Genomic DNA, 19,109 nt, shown 5'->3' with positions numbered 1-19,109 from the left:
TTTCAGCCCGATCCTTGAGGACCGCCATGTTCAGCCGTGATTTGACCATTGCCAAGTACGACGCCGAGCTCTTCGAAGCCATGCAGCAGGAAGCTCAGCGCCAGGAAGAGCACATCGAGCTGATCGCTTCGGAAAACTACACCAGCCCAGCCGTGATGGAAGCCCAGGGTTCGGTTCTGACCAACAAGTACGCCGAAGGCTACCCAGGCAAGCGCTACTACGGTGGTTGCGAGTACGTCGACGTGGTCGAGCAACTGGCCATCGACCGTGCCAAGGAACTGTTCGGCGCCGATTACGCCAACGTCCAGCCGCACGCCGGTTCCCAGGCCAACGCCGCGGTCTACCTGGCCCTGCTGCAAGCCGGTGACACCATCCTCGGGATGAGCCTGGCCCACGGCGGCCACCTGACCCACGGCGCCGCCGTAAGCTCGTCGGGCAAGCTGTACAACGCCATCCAGTACGGCATCGACGGCAACGGCCTGATCGACTACGACGAAGTCGAGCGCCTGGCAGTCGAGCACAAGCCGAAAATGATCGTGGCCGGTTTCTCGGCATACTCGCAGGTCCTGGACTTCGCCCGCTTCCGCGAAATCGCCGACAAGGTCGGTGCCTACCTGTTCGTCGACATGGCCCACGTTGCCGGCCTGGTTGCCGCTGGCGTGTACCCGAACCCGGTTCCGTTCGCCGACGTCGTCACCACCACCACCCACAAGACCCTGCGCGGTCCACGTGGTGGCCTGATCCTGGCTCGCGCCAACGCCGACATCGAGAAGAAACTGAACTCCGCGGTCTTCCCTGGCGCCCAGGGCGGCCCGCTGGAGCACGTGATCGCCGCCAAGGCCATCTGCTTCAAGGAAGCGCTGCAGCCTGAGTTCAAGGCTTACCAGCAACAAGTGGTGAAGAACGCCCAGGCCATGGCCGGCGTGTTCATCGAGCGCGGTTTCGACGTGGTTTCCGGCGGTACCCAGAACCACCTGTTCCTGCTGTCGCTGATCAAGCAGGAGATCTCCGGTAAAGACGCCGACGCCGCCCTGGGTCGCGCCTACATCACCGTGAACAAGAACTCCGTCCCGAACGACCCACGCTCCCCGTTCGTCACCTCCGGCCTGCGCTTCGGCACCCCGGCAGTGACCACTCGCGGCTTCAAGGAAGCCGAGTGCAAGGAACTGGCCGGCTGGATCTGCGACATCCTGGCTGACCTGAACAACGAAGCGGTAATCGACGCTGTTCGCGAGAAAGTCAAAGCCATCTGCAAGAAGCTGCCGGTTTACGGCAACTGATTCAGGGCTGAAATGAAAAAACCGATGCCGGGTGACCGGCATCGGTTTTTTTGTGCCTGGGTTTCGAGGGCTGCTGACGGCCTTATCGCGGGCAGCGGCAACGCTGTTCCCGACCTGCAGCCACGCCCTCAGCAAACGCCTCTTCACGAACGCACAGTCATTTCGTCCTTTTGCTTGGGATTTTTCCTATATACCCACCACTGACCGGCCTTCAGGATTTGCACGGAACTTCTTCCCCAAGGAATTCCAATGGCCAGCGCCCATCCCGTCCAGTCCGCCCCCAATCCCAGAGACACCGTCACCAACTTCGCCGAGCAATCCCGTAATCCGGATGACTACCTCTACCTGCTGGTGGACGGGCAGGCCGAATGTGCGCTGGATCATCCGCTCAGTGTGCCGTCGCTGATCAAGTCACTGGGCGCCAGCGCAGTCACGCGGGTACTAGGCTCTGTACGAAATGTATTCGAGCGAAGGCCAGGCAAGGCGAAAACAGGCGAGGAAGCGGAGTTTACTGGCTGTAAATGAGCATTCCGAGCCTGTTTTCAACGCAGCATGGGCGAGTTCGGATGCATTTCGTACAGAGCCTAAGGCCAGACCTCAGCCACTCCCCCGAGTGTTGCCCGGCGCTGATACAGCTGGCCGCACCAGGCGAGGAGGTGTCGCCGCACTACCTTGAGCTCAGCGCCAAATACGCCGAATGGGACCTTGGTTACAACCGGCGCTATATCTGCGGCTAGGCTGGCCAGTGAGCAGCCGCTGGAAGTCATCGCCAGCCATATCGCGACCCGCTGCGAAACCATCGCCTCCGAAGACGGCTGGCCCTCGCCCTGGTTCGAACCCCTGAGGCTGGAGTTGCTGGTCGGCGCAATGGGGGCCCAGGCAGGCGACTTGCTGGGGCCGATCCGGTTGTGGCTTTTCCCGGTCAGTTGGGAAGAGGGCTACACCCAGATACGCAGCACCCACTACTTCCCTGATTCGGGACTTCCCAAACTGGTCCGCGAGACCCAGCAACTGGCGCCGGTGATTCGGCGGTTCCTGGGCGTCTGGCGGTATGCGGTGCAGAACCCGCCGGTATTTGCGCCGTGGGGCTGGAGGGGCAAATCAGTGCTGCCGCCCCAGGCCGGTGTGCACGGTTTTCGCCTGATCCGCGATGCCCGCAGGCTCGGGCTCAAAGACAGTCGCGACCTTATCGTCCTCAGTCTGCACCGGGTGTTCTATCACCCCGATCTGCCACAGCACCCGGATATCCAGAACGCCATCGCCCAAGTGCGGGCGGGCGATAGAGACCTGCTGAGCCATTTCACGAAATACACCCCGAACGACTGGAAACGCATCTTTGCCGAGCTGCCACGAGCGGAGGATTACTCATGACTTTCGACATCAACTTCAAGCCCGAGCTCAACCTCGAGGCGGCCACCGAGCAAGCCGATCCGGTCCCCCTCGAACGCTGCATGACCTGCCAGCGCTGGGGACTGCCCATCCTGCCGCTGCGCGCCGCCTACGCCCCCGAGCCTTGGCAAGTCCACGCCCAGCCGGTGTCTGGTGACTCCGAGGTCACGGCCGTGCGCATGGTGCCCGACCAGCCGCGCATCCTGCGCCGGGGCTTCCTCTATGTCCTGCTCGACCGCACGTATTGGCAGGCCTACCAGATTACCCCCGAGGGCGCCTTGCGCCAGTTCCCGGCGCTCCAGATCCCGCGCGAGGAACCGGTGCCCTTGAGCGAGCTCTGCCTCCAGCAGGACCACGACATTCCCGCCGCTTTCATCAATATCAATACCCACCGGTACTCCACCGCCTGGCTGGCCATCTCCAACGATCCCTGGCCCCGGGAGGTGCTGCACGCCTACAAGCGCGGCGACGTGGTCGACGGCATGAACCTGCACGACCGTTTCTACAAGCTCGACCTCAAGGTCGCCCGCGACGACCCGGCCAGCGTCGGCATCGCCATGACCGAAACCGACCTGCAATTGCACCAGGTTCTTGAATATGCCCAGTCCATGACCGGCGATTTCTGCAGCGTGCACGGCTTCTATCCGCGCAATCACCGGCTGCGTGCCATGGCCGGGCATGTGCGGGCCGTGACCAAGGAATACCAGTTGCCCAAGGGTGTACTGGCCCTGGTGTTGCCCGATCCTGTTGGTATGGTCCAGGAAATGAATAACCAGCGTCTGTTGCGCTATCAGGCCATGCAGGAATGGATGGCCGAACCGCAACGGTGTTTCGAGCTTTTCACCTCGCAGACATTGCTCGGCATCCGTCAGTTTCAGGTCAAAAGAGCGCATGACCGTGCGGTCAAGGGGGCCGAGGCAGTGTTCGAGCACCGGGAGAGCCACAACAGATTCACCGAGTCTGAGGGGTACCCTTACTACATGCCCCCCCTGCCGGCCCTCGATCTGGAGCAGGAGAAGAAGCTCCGGAGCACCGAGGCAATCGCCGATGCCCACAAACGGCTCGACGAGCGCTACGACGAAGAAAAACGCAAGACGTTCCAGGACAAGTACGACAAGACCCTGGCGGCCTGGCAGAAGACTGTAGACGACGTCGCCGAGCTCTATGCCGACCATCACGATGGCGCGGCGTTCCGGCTGGCGGCGCTCCATGACTACGACTGCCATGTCACTGAATCGCATGATGGCTTTCTCTGCATGTTGGCGATGTGTCAGGCCGGCGGCGTCACCGAGTCCCGCACCGCCAAGCAGCCCGGCGCAACGCGCAGCCTCTGGCTGGAGCAACTGGAAGATCAGGACAGCTTGTTCCACAAGGCCATGCGGGACCGCGACCGGACGGGCCTCGAACAGTTCTTCCACGACCTGGCTGGCGACGAGCAGACCCGGGTTTTCCACGGCGGCAAGACCCTGATCGGCGGAGTCGAGGGCGACAAAGGCATTGCCAACGCCGTCAGCCAGTTGCTCAGCGCTGCTGCAATTGCCAGCAATGCCCTCGGGGAGCAGTTATCGGAAAAGAGCAGAACATTGCTATTGGAACTGCACCGGAAGGCCTGGCTGCGCTATTACGGCCTCGAGACCACCCGGATCACCGTACCCCTCAAGGCGGGCGAGTACCTCACGCTGCTCAACAAAGTGCTCTACGAGGGTGTCGAGCGGGTTGCCAGCAAAGTCGACCAGCAGTTCCGCAAGCCGGCCGAGCGCAAGGTTCGGGCCATGCTGCTGAGCAATAGCATTGCCCCGGCACTGGCCAGCAGCCACGCCAAATTGATCGATGTCGTCGTATGGACGACGGAAAGCGCCGAAAGCCTCAAGGCCCGCCTGGACAAACTGGGAGGCGGCCTCGACGATGCCCTGCGCAGCGTCAACATCGACGGTTATGCCTTTAAGGCCGGTATGACGGACTTGGCCCACCGCCTCAGCCTCGATGCTGAAGCCGCCCGTGTGCTGGTTGGGGATTCGATGCGCAACATGCGCAATGCCGTGAATTTCAACGGGACCGGTGCGGCCAATGTGGGGATGGCCTTGGGCAGCCTGTACTTCCAGCAGGATGCGCTGCGCAGGAGCTACAAAAACATGCTCAAGACGATTGGCGACGAGCATGACGAAGCGGTGGCGGCGGTGCTGTCGGCGTCGGTCGGGGTGATGGGGGCGGGGGTCGAGATTGTTGGTGGGACTATTCAGATGCTGCGGCCGGATTTGAAGGTTGCGGTTCGCACTGCTGGGGGGCTGGAGAAGATCGGCTTGGGAAGCCGGATTCTGCAATACGGCGGGGCGATTGTGTCGGTGGCGAGTGCGGTGGAAGGGGTGCAGTATGCGCTGGCAGCGGTTCGGACTGGAAAAGTTGGTGATAAAGCTGCAAGTGGTGCTTACATGGGGGCGACTCTTGCATCTGCGTTGTCGGCAGGGGCTGGGATATTAGGTTCTGTTGGCGGGACAAGCATGCTTCTCGGCCCGCTCGCCATCGCTGTTTTTGTGGGCTTTGTTGCTTTTGGACTTGCAGTGTGGGCGAAAAGATTGGAGTCGCAGCCTCTGGAGTTCTGGGCAAGACATTCGCTCTGGGGGCTGCCTGTCGAGCACCGACGCTGGGTGGAATCGCACGAAATGGATACAGCCATCGGCGCGTTGAATGCGGCGCTGCTGGGTTTGATTGCGCAGCTTGACGTAGTCCATCAGATCCAAGCGCGAGGTAAGGAGATATTAGGCTCAGGTGGGTTCATAGACTACAAAATCGTCTTGCCAGGCTACAAAGCTGACGCCTCGCGCTATGAATGGGCATTGTGGGCGTACCGGCAGCGAGAGGTGCCGGGGCAGACTATCGCTGGTGGGCGGAGTGATAGCACTAATGCTTCTCTGCCTGCTCCTGCATCATGGAAGCAACCTGCTTACCTCCCTGCCACAACAGCACCAGTAATTCAGCATGATGCCGAGTCAGAAACGCTCGAGATCAAAGGTTCCATTTCTTTCTTAGGGAAACTTGATTTTCACGCCTTGGAACTTGAGGTGTCCTTCTGGCCAGACAAAAGCGATGAATCCGGAGTAGCTCGACTGGGCGTCAAGGAAGACAAAATTAGCGGTAAGCAAGGGTGGGGCTCTCATGAGTAACCCAAAACTTGCTCCCCCCTGCTCTGGCTGGCAGGAGGATCTGCCCCGCCCTGACGAAGTGGTAACTGTGATTCCTACTCTTGGATTCCATGCACCCAATCATCAGGATGAGACCTATTTGGAGTTGCCACGAGCGGCAGCACTTATAAGAGGTTTGCTGGTCTGGTTTGCACTGGTCAGTAGCTTCATACTTGCTGAAATGTTGTGGATTTACTTGTCAAGTACACGAACACTGTGGCGTGAAGAGTCGTTCATATTCGGTTCTCTTGCTATCTTTGGTATTTGGTTGATTCTAATTTTCTGGAAGTTCGATGTAGCTCCTCCCAGGGATCAACCCCTACGCTTCAACCGAGCCCGCCAACGCCTCTATGCCTACAACTTCAAATTCCGCTGGTGGAATCCCTTCGAACGCTGGTGGGTGAAGCCGGTCGCTTACGACTGGTCCCAGGTCCGGGCCGAACGCTGGTTGAAGCGCGGTGCAACGACGGATGGAGCGGTCATCAAGGGCGGTGTAGTGCTCTCCATCGTCAAGCCCGGCACCAACGAAGTCATCGACCGTTTCCCCCTGACAACCATGGGTGCTGACGAGCATGCCTGGGCCTATGTCTGCACCTACATGCAACAAGGCCCCGATGCACTACCACCTCCAGGCCCGCCGAAAGACCACAACGATGTGTCGGCTCTCAACATCGCCCTGCTTCTGGCGCCGAAGGTGAAATGGCCTGCGGATATGGATCTGGAATCGAGGACTGCGCCATGAGCGACGTAATGAGGAAGGCTTTTCATGAAAAGGCCTAACCTTGCCCCGCCTTGCTTTGGCTGGAAGGAGGACCTGCCCGGTCCTGATGAGTTGCCGGTCGTAGTTCCGGCACTTGGGTTCGATACCCCGAATCATCAAGATGAAGTCTTTCTCGAGCTGCCGCGCGCGTCCGCACTCCTAAGAGGCGTGGTGATCTGGCTTTTACCATTCATGGTAATTTCACTGGCCGCTATAGTTTGGAGCTCTTTGTCGGCCGAACGTACTTTGAAGCTCGAAGAGTGGATCTCATCTGCGTCGGTTACTTTCGTTGGAGTTTGGCTAACTTTAATCGCTTGGAAGTTCGACGTAGCCCCTCCCCGGGATATGCCTCTCCGCTTTAATCGGGCCCGCCAACGCATCTACGCCTACAACTTCAAATACCGCATCTGGAACCCTTTCGAACGCTGGCGAGTGGTACCCGTCGCCTACGACTGGTCGCAAGTACGGGCTGAGCGCTGGTCGGTAGGCGCTGGAACTTCGTTCCGGTGCGGCGTGGAACTGTCCATCGTCAAGCCTGGCACCAACGAAGTCATCGATCGTTTCCCACTGACCGCCATGGGCGCCAACGAGCATGCCTGGGCCTACGTCTGCACCTACATGCAGCAAGGCCCCGAGGCACTTCCGCCACCGGGTCGCCCTTGGGACCACAACTTCGTTTGGTGGACGAACGTCTCCATGCTGCTGGCGCCCAAGGTGAAGTGGCCCGCCGATATGGATATGGAGTCGAGGACTGCGCCATGACCAGGATGTCTTTCCGGGAGCACCGAGTGCATGTGCCTGTCCGGTCTCATCAAGGTGGGCAACCTGCATAGGTGCCGATACTTAATAGCAAGAGTCCGATACGACTAAGCTGACCTCGGTCTTCGCGGGAGGGGCGCGCTCCTTGCTTATCCTTCAGGGATCAGGCGGACCTCTATTCGTTGCCCCAGCGCGCGAGCGGCACTGGCCAGCGTTGCCAGCGTCATGCCGGAATCACTTTGATCCAGCGCTCGATCCACTGCCGCTCGGCTCGTTTTCATCCTCTCTGCCAAGGCCTTCTTGCTGATTTTCAGCTCTTTCATAGCCTGTTCGAGTTGCCAGGCTATCACTCGCTTGAGTGCAGCAGCAGAGACCTCCTCATCAAGGCCTTCTTCGGCAAGGAAGTCGTCAAAGTCCGACCCGATATGCTGGCTCATGTTCTTCCCTCACAATTTCGCCTTTCGTTGCCTGGCGGTTTCCAGGTCGGACAATGGCGTTTTCTGACTCTTCTTGATGAAACCGTGGAGCAGGACCATGCTCCCCTCCACAAGCGTAAAAAACACTCGTGCACCTACATCACCCAGATCGACACGGATTTCCCAAAGGCCACGTTCCATTTTCCTGACCAGCGGCATGCCTAGAGGCCAACCTGTCTGCACCGTTTTGATCTCTATTCCAATCAACTGCCGATACGCTCGTGGCAGTTGGCTCAGCCACTCTCGCACAGGCTCATTGCCAACCTCCGTCCGAAAAAACCTGACCGTTAAAACCAGCGACTGGGGATTTGAATCGAAGTGTACCAAAAATGGTACTCCTTTCAACAAGACTGATCGTTGTGCTCCGCAACAGCGGGGCGCCTTGAAAATCCAAGGCAAAAAAATGCCGCCATCAGGCGGCATCAACCAGTCAGAAACGTCCTAATCAACCCCCACTCAACGCCGCAAACCCCGCCCGAATCTTCTCCTCCGGCAACTGGTCGGCAATGAACACCATCACACTCTCCCGCGTCTCGCCCTCGGCCCATTCGGTATCCCAGTCGAAGCCGTAGAGCTTCAGCACCCCCTGGAACACCAGGCGGCGATCTTCGCCGGCGATGCTCAGCACGCCTTTGTAGCGCAGCAGTTGCTTGCCGTGCGCTTCCAGCAGTTCGTTCATGAAGTCGCTGAGGCGGTCGATGTCCAGTGGGGTTTCGCTGCGCAGCACCAGGCTGGAGATTCGGTCCGGTGTCGTGGTCGCGGTGACCGGGCGCAGGCTCATGCCGGCATTGAGGTTGAAGCCGCGCACATCCAGCAGTTCGGCGAGGTCGATGCGGCCGTTATCCACCACACGGATCGGCGCGCGCCGGTTGATGCGGCCAAGACGCTCGGTCAGGGCTTCGACGCTGGCAGCGTCCACCAGGTCGGTCTTGCTCAGCAGCAGGCGGTCGGCGAAACCGACCTGGGCCTGGGCAATGGCCTGGGTCAGGTGCAGGTCGGCATGGGCCGCGTCCACCAGGGTGATGATGCCGTCGAGGATGTAACGCTCGCGCAGTTCCTCGTCGATGAAGAAGGTCTGCGCCACCGGCGCAGGGTCGGCCAGGCCGGTGCATTCGATCACCAGCCGGTCGAAGGCGATTGCTCCGCTGTCCAGGCGTTCCAGCAACAGGAACAGCGCCTTGGTCAGGTCGGTGTGGATGCTGCAGCAGACGCAGCCGTTGGCCAGGGTCATGACCTGGACCGGTTCGTCGCCCAGCAACTGGGTGTCGATGCCGGCATCGCTGAATTCGTTCTCGATGACGGCGATTTTCAGGCCGTGCTCGGCCTTGAGGATGTGGCGCAGCAAGGTGGTCTTGCCGGCACCGAGGAAGCCGCTGAGCACGGTTACGGGAATCGGGGACTGCACGGGGAAATTCTCCTGACGCTGAAAATGACTGTGGGAGCCCGGCGCACCGGGCTCCCACAGGTCTGTCACTGGCGCCGAGCGCTGTGTTTCAACAGCACTTGGGCCCACCCTTGCCGCCGTAACGGGCTTCCTGGCGTTCCCGGAAGAACGCCTCGTAGCTCATCACCGGCTTGTCCGGGTGTTTCTTCTGCATGTGTTCGACATAGTTGTCGTAGTCGGGCATGCCGACCATCAGGCGGGCTGCCTGCCCCAGGTACTTACCCAGTCGACCCAGGTCGTTGAACATCACTGCATTCCTCGGTTAGGCGTCCGGCTGAGCCTGGAACGGGGTTTCCTTGTCGGTGCGCTCTTTCTTGCCGAGGGCGGCGATGCCGACCTTGAGGGCGAAGAACAGAATGCTGAACACCACGACCAGGAACAGCACGGTCAGGGTTGCGTTGGTGTAGGCATTGAAGATCACATGCTGCATCTGCCCGATGTCCTTGGCCGGAGCCAGCACCTGACCGGCATCCAGCGCGGTGCTGTACTTGTTGGCCAGGGCCAGGAAGCCGACCGCCGGGTTCGGGTCGAACAGCTTGATCAGGCCTGCGGTGGTGGTGCAGATCAGCAGCCACACTGCCGGTACCAGGGTGACCCAGATGTATTGCTGACGCTTCATCTTGATCAGGACCACGGTGCCCAGCATCAGCGCAATACCGGCCAGCATCTGGTTGGAGATGCCGAACAGCGGCCACAGGGTGTTGATGCCACCCAGCGGATCGATCACGCCCTGGTACAGCAGGTAACCCCAGAGGGCCACGCAACCGGCAGTCGCCAGCAGGTTGGCGCCCCACGACTCGGTGCGACGCAGCGCCGGAACGAAGCTGCCCAGCAGGTCCTGGAGCATGAAGCGACCGGCACGGGTACCGGCATCCACCGCCGTCAGGATGAACAGCGCTTCGAACAGGATCGCGAAGTGGTACCAGAACGCCATGGTGTTCTCGCCCGGCAGCACCTGGTGCAGGATCTGCGCGATACCCACCGCCAGGGTCGGCGCACCACCGGCGCGAGCCAGAATGGTGTGCTCGCCGATGTCGCGGGCGGTTGCTTCAAGCTGTTCCGGGGTGATGGTGAAGCCCCAGCTGCTGACGGTCTGCGCCACCGACACGACGTCGGCACCGACCACGGCGGCCGGGCTGTTCATGGCGAAGTACACGCCCGGCTCGATCACCGACGCGGCGACCATGGCCATGATGGCGACGAACGACTCCATCAGCATGCCGCCGTAGCCGATGTAGCGGGCGTTGGTTTCGTTGTCCAGCAGCTTGGGCGTGGTGCCCGAGGAGATCAGCGCGTGGAAGCCCGACACCGCGCCGCAGGCGATGGTGATGAACAGGAAGGGGAACAGGGTGCCCTTCCAGACCGGGCCGGTGCCGTCGGTGAACTGGGTCAGCGCCGGCATTTTCAGCTCGGGGGCGATGATCAGGATGCCGATGGCCAGGCCGACGATGGTGCCGATCTTGAGGAAGGTCGACAGGTAGTCACGCGGCGCCAGCACCAGCCAGACCGGCAGTACGGCAGCGACGAAACCATAGCCCACCAGCATCCAGGTGATCTGTACACCGGTGAAGGTGAACGCCGGGCCCCAGACCGGATCGGCGGCAATCTGGCCCCCCAGCCAGATCGACAGCAGCAGCAGGACCACACCGATCAGTGAGATCTCGCCGATGCGACCCGGACGGATGTAGCGCATGTAGATGCCCATGAACATCGCGATCGGGATGGTCGCCATCACGGTGAACATGCCCCATGGGCTTTCGGCCAGGGCCTTCACCACGATCAGCGCCAGCACCGCGAGGATGATGATCATGATCAGGAAGCAGCCGAACAGGGCGATGGTGCCCGGGATGCGGCCCATCTCTTCGCGCACCATGTCGCCCAGGGAGCGGCCGTTGCGGCGGGTGGACAGGAACAGGACCATGAAGTCCTGCACCGCACCGGCCAGGACCACGCCGGCGATCAGCCAGAGCGTTCCCGGCAGGTAGCCCATCTGCGCGGCCAGGACCGGACCCACCAGAGGGCCGGCGCCAGCGATGGCGGCAAAGTGGTGACCGAAGAGAATGTGTTTGTTGGTCGGAACGTAGTCCAGGCCATCGTTGTTGAGCACCGCCGGGGTGGCCCGACGCGGATCCAGTTGCATCACCTTGGTGGCGATGAACAGGCTGTAGTAACGGTACGCGACCAGGTAGATCGCCACCGAGGCGACGACAATCCACAAGGCATTGATGGCTTCGCCACGCCGCAGGGCAACCACCCCGAGCGCGCAGGCCCCTATCACTGCCAGCGCCAGCCAGGGGATATGGCGGGCCAGGCTATTATTGTTGTTCATGGTTCGCTTCCAGCTAGTGGATAAAAGGTAGCTTTCCGAGTCTAGCGACACTGACCGGAAAGGCCAGCCCCAACGTTGGTCTAGAGCCTCCAAGGCCCATCGCCACCATCGAAGATTGCGCCCCTTGGCCGACGCTGGCAAGCACCTCGAACACGCACTGGACTATAGTTCAGACGTTACCCGGAGGGCCGAGCATGAGCGAGCACACTGAACGTCGACGCTTCAAACGCATTGCCTTCGATGCGCCCACCCGATTGATCCAAGGCGACCGGGAATGGCCGGTCAACCTGCTCGACATTTCCTTCAAAGGCTTTCTGATCGAATCTCCCGAACCCTGGGATGGCGATACCGAGCAACTGTTCGATGCGCGGATTGATCTGGACAAGAACGTACGGGTGTCGATGCAGGCGCAACTGCGCCATATAGAGGACACACAGCTGGGGTTCATTTGTCTACATATCGACATCGACTCAATGGAGCATCTGCGCCGCCTTATAGAGCTCAACCTGGCCGACCGCACCGAATTGGAGCGGGAATTCCATGAACTGATCGAAGTTTAAGATCTTTTAGCCAGCTACCCAGTTAAACCTGACTGGTCGATCAGCTTTATCCGCCGGTATTTCCACACACCCAAAGGGCCCTTTCAGGGCCTTTTCGCGCTACGACGGGCTTTTTGGAACGAAAGCTGCAAACGGAGACAGTGCTCAAGTCAAGGGCTGAAGTGTCCTGAGCCAATCAAAAAATTGTATACAATTGTGCTGGTAGGACCTTGTAGGAATTGTCTACAGTGGCGGCACAACAATAAACAGAGATCACGCTCCCATGAACACGTCCTCACCCAGCACGTCTTCAGTTTCGCGTCCGGAAGACGAAAACCTCGGCCTCGGCGCGAACCTGGCCTATGGTCTGCAACACGTTCTGACGATGTACGGCGGTATCGTTGCGGTTCCCCTGATTCTCGGCCAGGCGGCCGGGCTGGGGCCTTCCGAGATCGGCCTGCTGATCGCTGCCTCGCTGTTCGCCGGTGGCCTGGCCACCCTGCTGCAAACCCTCGGCCTGCCGTTCTTCGGCTGCCAGTTGCCGCTGGTGCAGGGGGTTTCCTTTGCCGGTGTCGCCACCATGGGCGCGATCCTTTCCACTGAAGGCGGTGGCGGTCTGCCGGGTGTCCTGGGTGCGGTCATGGCTGCGTCGGTGCTGGGCTTCCTGATCACGCCGATCTTCTCGCGCATCACCAAGTTCTTCCCGCCACTGGTGACCGGTATCGTCATCACCACCATCGGCCTGACCCTGATGCCGGTCGCGGCCCGCTGGGTGATGGGTGGCAACAGCAAGTCGCCGGACTTCGGCAGCATGGAAAACATCGGCCTGGCCGCCCTGACCTTCACCATCGTGCTGCTGCTGAGCAAACTGGGCAGCGCCTCGATCTCGCGCCTGTCGATCCTGCTGGCCATGGTCATCGGTACCCTGATCGCCTGGTCGCTGGGCATGGCCGACTTCAGCAAGGTGCCTGACGGTCCGCTGGTGGCGATGCCGTCGCCCTTCCACTTCGGCATGCCGACTTTCCACATCGCCGCGATCCTGTCGATGTGCATCGTGATCATCGTGACCCTGGTGGAAACCTCGGCGGACATCCTGGCGGTTGGCGAGATCATCGACACCAAGGTCGACTCCAAGCGCCTGGGCGATGGTCTGCGCGCTGACATGGCGTCGAGCATCCTGGCGCCGATCTTCGGCTCCTTCACCCAGAGCGCCTTCGCCCAGAACGTCGGCCTGGTGGCCGTAACCGGCGTGAAAAGCCGTTATGTGGTGGCGACCGGGGGCGTGATCCTGGTGGTGCTGGGCCTGCTGCCGATCATGGGCCGGGTCATTGCCGCCGTACCGACCTCCGTGCTCGGTGGCGCCGGTATCGTGCTGTTCGGCACCGTGGCAGCGAGCGGCATCCGCACCCTGTCCAAGGTGGAGTACAAGAACAACATGAACCTGATCATCGTCGCCGCCTCCCTGGGCTTCGGCATGATCCCGATCGCGGCGCCGAACTTCTACGATCACTTCCCGAACTGGTTCGAAACCATCTTCCACTCGGGCATCAGCTCGGCGGCCATCATGGCGATCTCGCTGAACCTGCTGTTCAACCACTTCAAGGTCGGCAACTCGGACCAGCAGTCGGTGTTTGCCGCAGGCTACGAGCGCACCCTGAACTACTCCGACATTTCCTCGCTGCGCGACGGCGACTTCTTCAAGGACGGCAAGCTGTTCGATGCCGATGGCAAGGAAGTCCCGGTCGTGGACCATGACGGCAACCCCGACACGGCGCCACGACGACAGGCCGTCGCGGAACACTGATCCCCCCGCAGTCCTTTCAGGGCCGGTCGCGAAAGCGCCGGCCCTTTTCATTGGCGAATGCTCGCACGCTGGCAGGTTAAAAAATCCGACACAGGGTCATGGCACTTTACTGGCACTGATCTATCGTCAATCGGCCCGTATGGAGCACCCTTCACATGGAAAAGGAGCAGGTGAGCATGACCTATGTACGCAAGGATCTGTGGAAACTGGGCGAAACCTGGAACCCGACACTGCTGTGGTACGCCAAGGCGATCCGCGAACTGCAATCGCGGCCGCTGAACGACCCCACCAGCTGGCGCTTCCTCGCCGCGATCCATGGTTTCAACCAGAAACTGTGGACCACCGAGGGCTACTTCAAACCGGGCGACAAGCTGCCGGATATCAAGGACCGCGAACTGTTCTGGAACCAGTGCCAGCACCAGTCCTGGTTCTTCCTGCCGTGGCACCGCCCCTACCTGTTGTCGTTCGAGGAGATCGTCCGCGCCGCGGTGGTCAAGCTCGGCGGCCCGGCTGACTGGGCGCTGCCCTACTGGGACTACGACGACTATGTGAATCGCCCGCAAGTGCTGGGCCTGCCAGAGGAGTTCTACGCCAAGACGCTCCCGGACGGTACGCCGAACCCGCTGGCGCTGCCGGTGGAGCTGCGCTTCGGCCTGCAACGCGACGGCATCATCACGCTGGACATCGAGCAGATCGAACTGGCCAAGGCGATCACCGAGGTGCAGTACACCGGCGTTGCAGGCGGTTCACCAGGCTTCGGCGGTCCGAGCACGCGCTTCAACCACAACGGCGGCCACCCGTCCGGCCTGCTGGAAAGCAGCCCGCACAACCACGTTCATATTATGGTCGGCAACGACAATGGCCTGGACCCGGACGACCCGGACTACCGCGAGGGCCTGATGTCCGATCCGGAAAGCGCCGGCCTTGACCCGATCTTCTGGCTGCACCACGCCAACATCGACCGTCTGTGGCAGGTCTGGCTGAACCGCGACCCAAGCCACCAGAACCCGACCGAGCCTGCGTTCCTCGACGGCCCGCCCGTCGGCCGCCCGTTCGTGTTCCCCGAAGCCAACGGCGAAAGCCGCTTCTGGAAGGTCGCCCAGACCCTGGACCTCAATGCCCTGGGTTATACCTACGAAAGCTTCGACGATCCGGTGCCGAAGGCTGCCAAAGCACCGCAACACGCCGCGGCCTTCGCCGCCCAACCGAAGGTGGCTGCCGTGAAGGAACCTGTGGTCGAACTGATCGGCGCCAACGCCAGCCGGGTGAAACTGCTGGGTCGCAAGAGCTCCACCGAGGTGCAACTGGACAAGCCAGGCGTCGCCAAGGTGGCCAAGCGCATCGCCGCCAAAGGCCTGGTGGCCGGTGCCGCAGCAGCGCCTTCCCATGACCGGGTGTTCCTCAATCTGGAAAACATCCGCGGCCGCCGCAACGCCGTGCGCATCGAGGTGTTCCTCAACCTGCCCGATGGCCAGCAGCCCGACGCCCATCCGGAATTGTGCGCCGGCTCCATATCGCTGTTCGGCGTGGTCGCCGCCAGTGACGTCAACTCCAGCCATGGCGGCAGCGGCCTGAGCGCCTCGCTGGAGATCACCGATCTGGTCAACACCCTGCAGCAGAAAGGCGGGCTGGACCTGGCGCACCTGCAGGTCAGCCTGTATCCCGACAAGGACCTGGGGGACAGCGACGACATCTCGGTGGGGCGTATCAGCCTCTATCGCCAAGGCGAGTGAGCATGGCGGTCAGGCAAACCCTCACCGCCTGGCTGCACAGCCCCTGGCCATGGCTGGCCACCGCCAGCCTGGCCGGTTGGGCCGCGTTGACGGCGACGCCGACACAATCGGCGCTGCCGGCGTTCTGCGGTTCCATCGCCGACGTTCTGTCGGCGCTGGGCTGGCGCGGCGTGACCCAGGCACTGGTGCTCGACCCGTTCGGATTACTGCTGGCCTGGCTGGTCATGCTGCTGGCGATGATGCCGCCGCTGCTGGCCGGGCCCATGGACTACCTGTGGCAGCGCAGCCTGCCGCGCAAACGGCCACTGGCAATCGCCCTGTTCGTCGTCGGCTACACGCTGGCCTGGAGCCTGGCCGGCGTGGCGCTGACGGTCGTGTCGATCAGCCTCAAACTGTTGGCGGGCGAATCCGGCTGGAATGCCATCCTGCTGGCATTGCTGACATGGCTCCTATGGCAAGCCACGCCGCTCAAGCAGAAGGCGCTCAATCACTGCCACTATCCACCCCGCATCTCCGCGTTTGGCTGGCCGATGGTCCGCGACTGCCTGCGTTACGGGCTGGTCAAGGGCGGCTGGTGCATCCTCGCCTGCTGGCCGGCGATGCTGCTGCCAATGCTGGTGCAACAAGGCCATTTGCTGGTGATGCTGGCGTGCATGGCGTGGCTGATTCACGAGCGTCGCCGCCTTGGCCGCCAGGCTGTCTGGCGCTGGCCTTTGCCCGGTTATCGCACGGTAGCGGGGCGCTGGTCGCGGCTGGCGAAGTAGCGGTCCAGCCGCTGCAGATCGCCAGCTTCCAGGGTTCCCGCCAGGTAGTGCACCTGCAACCAGGCCCGCAGGTATTCATGGCGGGCCTGGGCCAGGTCGCGGCGGGCGGCATACAGCTGCTGCTCGGCATCCAGTACGTCCCGGTTGACCCGCTCCCCGCCCGCCACGCTCTTGCGCGTGGCCTCCACCAGGCGATCCGCCGATTCCACCGCCAGCTCATAGGCGCGCACCTTGGCCACGCTGCTGGCACACAGGTTGAACTGCTTGCGCAATTGATTGAGGGTATCGGCGGTGGCGCCGTCCAGTTGATATTGCACGCGGTCGCGCTCGGCGCGGGCCTCGCGGGTCGCTGCCGACACGCCGCCGCCGGCGAACAACGGCATGCTCAGCTGGATGCCGACACTGTCGGTGTCATAACGCTGGTTGTACGTGCTCTCGGAGCTCGAACTGGAGCGCCCGGTGCTGGCATAGGCGCTGAGGCTGGGCAGGTGCCCGGCGCGATTGCGTTCGACGCCCTGCTCTGCCGCTTCGACGGCGTGACGCTGGGCAATCAGCTCGGCGTTGTTGGCCACTGCCAGATCGCGCCAGTGTTCGAACCTGGCCGGTGCCAGCGGCTCCACCCGGAACCCTGCGGCCAACGGCGCCAGGTCGTCCACCGCCACCGGCTCACCGATGATGGCCTGCAACTCGCGCAGGGCCGCGTCCTGATTGTCCGCCGCTTCGATTTCCTGGGCCTCGGCCAGTGAGTAGCGAGCGCGGGTTTCCAGCACATCGGTGCGGGTGCCCTCGCCGCCCTTGAGCAAGCGTTCGTTCAATTGCAATTGCTCGGCGTAGGCCCGCCGCTGGGCCTGGGCCAGGGCGATCTGCTCGCGGGTGAACAGTGCCTCGCTGTAGGCCTGAAACAGGCGCACCACCAATTCCTGCCCCCGCCCGCGGAACTGCGCATCGGCCAGCAATGCCTTGGCCACGCCCTGGCGGTACTGGGCCCAGGCCGCGTAATCGAACAACGGCTGTTGCAGGGTCAAGGTCGAAGAATAACTGCGGTAGTCACGCTCACTGGTGAGCTTGCCCACCGTGGTGGACTGGGTCACTTGCGAATCGTTGCGCGCACTGTTGTAGCGATACGACAGGTTTGGCAGCAGTGCCGCGCGGCCAATGGCACGCTGCTCCAGCCCGGCGTCGCGTTCGGCGATGGCGGCATGGAAGGTCGGGTCGTTGCGCAGCGCCAGGACGAAGGCATCACTCAGATCGAGGGCCGCAGCGGGAAGGCTCAGGCCCATCAGCATCACACAGGACAACAGGCGCATCATTCCTCCGCCAGGGCGACATGGGCCCGGTCGGTCAACGGCTTGAACAGGTAATTGAGCATCGAGCGTTCACCGGTGCGGACAAAGGCTTCCACCGGCATGCCGGGGCGGATGTCCTGCCCGGCCAGTTGGCGCAGGCCGTCTTCGCCGACCCGCACGCGCACCTGGTAGTACGGCTGTCCGTCGCGTTCGTCCAGCAGGCGATCGGCCGACACCAGGGTGACCTCGCCCTCGACCCGCGGCGTGGTGCTCTGGTTGAAGGCGATGAACATCAGCTCCACCGGCAAGCCCGGGCGCAGACGGTCCACCAGGTCCACCGGGGCGCGGGCATCCACCAGCAGCGGCACGTCACGAGGGACGATCTCCATGAGCGACTGACCGCGGGCGATCACCCCGCCGTTGGTGAATACGCTGGAGCCCACCACGGTGCCGCTGGCCGGCGCTTTGATCGCGGTGCTGTCCAGGTCGAAGGCGGCGCTGCGCAGGCGGTTGTCGAGGTCGGCGGCGCTGGACTGGGCCTCGGTGAGTTGCTGCTGGACCTCGCGCCGGTACTCCTGCTGGCGCTGGTCGATGCGCAGTTTCAGCTCGCCGAGCTGGCGGCGGGTGCGGCCGAGGGTGCCGAGGTCTTCGGCGATGGAGCCGTTGACCTGAGCGTACAGGCGTTCGTTTTCCAACAGGCGGTTGCGCGGGATGTAACCGTCGCGCGCCAATTCACGCAGCCCCTGCAACTGCTCCTGCAGGGCCGCGCGCTGTTCCTGCCTGGCCGCCAGCGATCCCTGCACCCCGTCGAGGCCGGCCTGGGCCCCGGCGCGGTTTTCGCGCAGTCCGGCCAGCTCCATTTCCAGCGCCAGCCGGCGGCTGTGCAAGAGTTGCCGCTGGGTGTCGAGGATCGCCGCCAGCCACGGTTCGCTGGCTTCCTTGAGCAAGGCCGGGGAAAACACCACGCCGCTGGCGCCATCGCGCTCGGCCATCAGGCGCTCCTGCATGGCCAGCGCCGTCAGATACTGCACCCGCAGCGATTGGTACTGGGCTCTGGCCTGGGTGGCGTCGAGGCGCACCAGCACCTGCCCCGCCGTCACCGGGTCGCCATCGCGCACCAGCAATTGCTCGATCACGCCGCCGGTGGGGTGCTGAACCACCTGGCGGCTGCCGGCCACCACCACGTTGCCGGCCAACGGCACGCCTTTGTCCAGCGGCGCCAGGGCGGCCCAGAGCATGAAGCCGCCGAATCCGGCCAGCACCAGCCACAGGCCGAACCGCGCCGGACGGCGGTCATCCATGTTCAGTACGTTAGCGGGCCGGGCGGTATCGACCGGGCCGGGAAGCGGTGCGCGGGCATTCATGGA

General features: G+C 62.4%; 17 protein-coding genes. 10 read left to right on the top strand and 7 right to left on the bottom strand.

Going from position 1 to position 19,109, the window contains the following annotated elements; all coding sequences use genetic code 11:
* Positions 1-26 precede the first annotated feature (26 nt).
* From glyA to AC05QJ_RS05030, 6 genes are all read left to right on the top strand, one after another.
* Complete coding sequence (gene glyA, locus AC05QJ_RS05055; protein WP_476745884.1) at positions 27-1,280, top strand: serine hydroxymethyltransferase; 1,254 nt, start codon at positions 27-29, stop codon at positions 1,278-1,280.
* A 249-nt stretch (positions 1,281-1,529) separates the two neighbouring features.
* Complete coding sequence (locus AC05QJ_RS05050) at positions 1,530-1,805, top strand: hypothetical protein (RefSeq protein WP_476745883.1); 276 nt, start codon at positions 1,530-1,532, stop codon at positions 1,803-1,805.
* Between the two features lie 180 nt (positions 1,806-1,985).
* Positions 1,986-2,651, top strand: a complete 666-nt coding sequence (locus tag AC05QJ_RS05045; RefSeq protein ID WP_476745882.1) for a hypothetical protein — start codon at positions 1,986-1,988, stop codon at positions 2,649-2,651.
* Entirely contained in the window at positions 2,648-5,830 is a 3,183-nt protein-coding gene (locus AC05QJ_RS05040) for a T6SS effector BTH_I2691 family protein (RefSeq protein WP_476745881.1), read from the top strand. The genes AC05QJ_RS05045 and AC05QJ_RS05040 overlap by 4 nt, the downstream gene beginning before the upstream one ends.
* Positions 5,823-6,590, top strand: coding sequence for a DUF6708 domain-containing protein (locus tag AC05QJ_RS05035; RefSeq protein ID WP_476745880.1), 768 nt, complete (start codon positions 5,823-5,825; stop codon positions 6,588-6,590). Before AC05QJ_RS05040 ends, AC05QJ_RS05035 begins: the two co-directional genes overlap by 8 nt.
* A 24-nt stretch (positions 6,591-6,614) precedes the next feature.
* Entirely contained in the window at positions 6,615-7,370 is a 756-nt protein-coding gene (locus AC05QJ_RS05030) for a DUF6708 domain-containing protein (protein ID WP_476745879.1), read from the top strand.
* Positions 7,371-7,516: 146 nt separating this feature from the next.
* Here the strand turns inward: AC05QJ_RS05030 and AC05QJ_RS05025 are convergent, their stop codons facing one another.
* The 5 genes from AC05QJ_RS05025 to AC05QJ_RS05005 all read right to left on the bottom strand — a co-directional run bounded on the left by AC05QJ_RS05025 (position 7,517) and on the right by AC05QJ_RS05005 (position 11,616).
* Positions 7,517-7,804 (bottom strand): helix-turn-helix domain-containing protein, encoded by a 288-nt coding sequence (locus AC05QJ_RS05025; protein WP_476745878.1) that lies wholly within the window; start codon positions 7,802-7,804, stop codon positions 7,517-7,519.
* 9 nt (positions 7,805-7,813) lie between these two features.
* Positions 7,814-8,188: a type II toxin-antitoxin system RelE/ParE family toxin gene (locus tag AC05QJ_RS05020; RefSeq protein WP_476747869.1), complete on the bottom strand. Its 375-nt coding sequence runs from the start codon at positions 8,186-8,188 to the stop codon at positions 7,814-7,816.
* A gap of 100 nt (positions 8,189-8,288) precedes the next feature.
* Positions 8,289-9,248 (bottom strand): GTPase, encoded by a 960-nt coding sequence (gene yjiA / locus AC05QJ_RS05015; protein ID WP_476745877.1) that lies wholly within the window; start codon positions 9,246-9,248, stop codon positions 8,289-8,291.
* Positions 9,249-9,336: 88 nt separating this feature from the next.
* Complete coding sequence (locus AC05QJ_RS05010) at positions 9,337-9,534, bottom strand: YbdD/YjiX family protein (protein ID WP_075801516.1); 198 nt, start codon at positions 9,532-9,534, stop codon at positions 9,337-9,339.
* A gap of 15 nt (positions 9,535-9,549) precedes the next feature.
* Positions 9,550-11,616 carry a carbon starvation CstA family protein gene (locus AC05QJ_RS05005; RefSeq protein ID WP_476745876.1) on the bottom strand — a complete coding sequence of 689 codons (2,067 nt, stop codon included), beginning with the start codon at positions 11,614-11,616 and terminating at the stop codon, positions 9,550-9,552.
* A 194-nt stretch (positions 11,617-11,810) separates the two neighbouring features.
* On the opposite strand from AC05QJ_RS05005, the gene AC05QJ_RS05000 reads away from it, so the two are divergent.
* The 4 genes from AC05QJ_RS05000 (at position 11,811) to AC05QJ_RS04985 (ending at position 16,456) form a co-directional block, all read left to right on the top strand.
* Positions 11,811-12,176: a PilZ domain-containing protein gene (locus AC05QJ_RS05000; RefSeq protein ID WP_476745875.1), complete on the top strand. Its 366-nt coding sequence runs from the start codon at positions 11,811-11,813 to the stop codon at positions 12,174-12,176.
* Positions 12,177-12,438: 262 nt separating this feature from the next.
* Entirely contained in the window at positions 12,439-13,959 is a 1,521-nt protein-coding gene (locus tag AC05QJ_RS04995; protein ID WP_476745874.1) for a nucleobase:cation symporter-2 family protein, read from the top strand.
* A gap of 155 nt (positions 13,960-14,114) precedes the next feature.
* Entirely contained in the window at positions 14,115-15,692 is a 1,578-nt protein-coding gene (locus AC05QJ_RS04990; protein WP_476745873.1) for a tyrosinase family protein, read from the top strand.
* A 2-nt stretch (positions 15,693-15,694) separates the two neighbouring features.
* A complete protein-coding gene (locus tag AC05QJ_RS04985) occupies positions 15,695-16,456 on the top strand; it encodes a copper chaperone (RefSeq protein WP_476745872.1) in 762 nt (253 codons plus the stop codon).
* Here AC05QJ_RS04985 and AC05QJ_RS04980 read toward each other — a convergent pair.
* Together AC05QJ_RS04980 and AC05QJ_RS04975 are read right to left on the bottom strand one after the other, a co-directional pair.
* Positions 16,414-17,763: a TolC family outer membrane protein gene (locus AC05QJ_RS04980; RefSeq protein ID WP_476745871.1), complete on the bottom strand. Its 1,350-nt coding sequence runs from the start codon at positions 17,761-17,763 to the stop codon at positions 16,414-16,416. The two genes, AC05QJ_RS04985 and AC05QJ_RS04980, sit on opposite strands and share 43 nt — an antisense overlap.
* Positions 17,763-19,106: an HlyD family type I secretion periplasmic adaptor subunit gene (locus AC05QJ_RS04975; protein ID WP_476745870.1), complete on the bottom strand. Its 1,344-nt coding sequence runs from the start codon at positions 19,104-19,106 to the stop codon at positions 17,763-17,765. Before AC05QJ_RS04975 ends, AC05QJ_RS04980 begins: the two co-directional genes overlap by 1 nt.
* Positions 19,107-19,109 lie beyond the last annotated feature (3 nt).

Source organism: Pseudomonas sp. TUM25319 (genome assembly GCF_056388475.1).
This window is presented reverse-complemented; position numbering and strand designations above follow the sequence as displayed.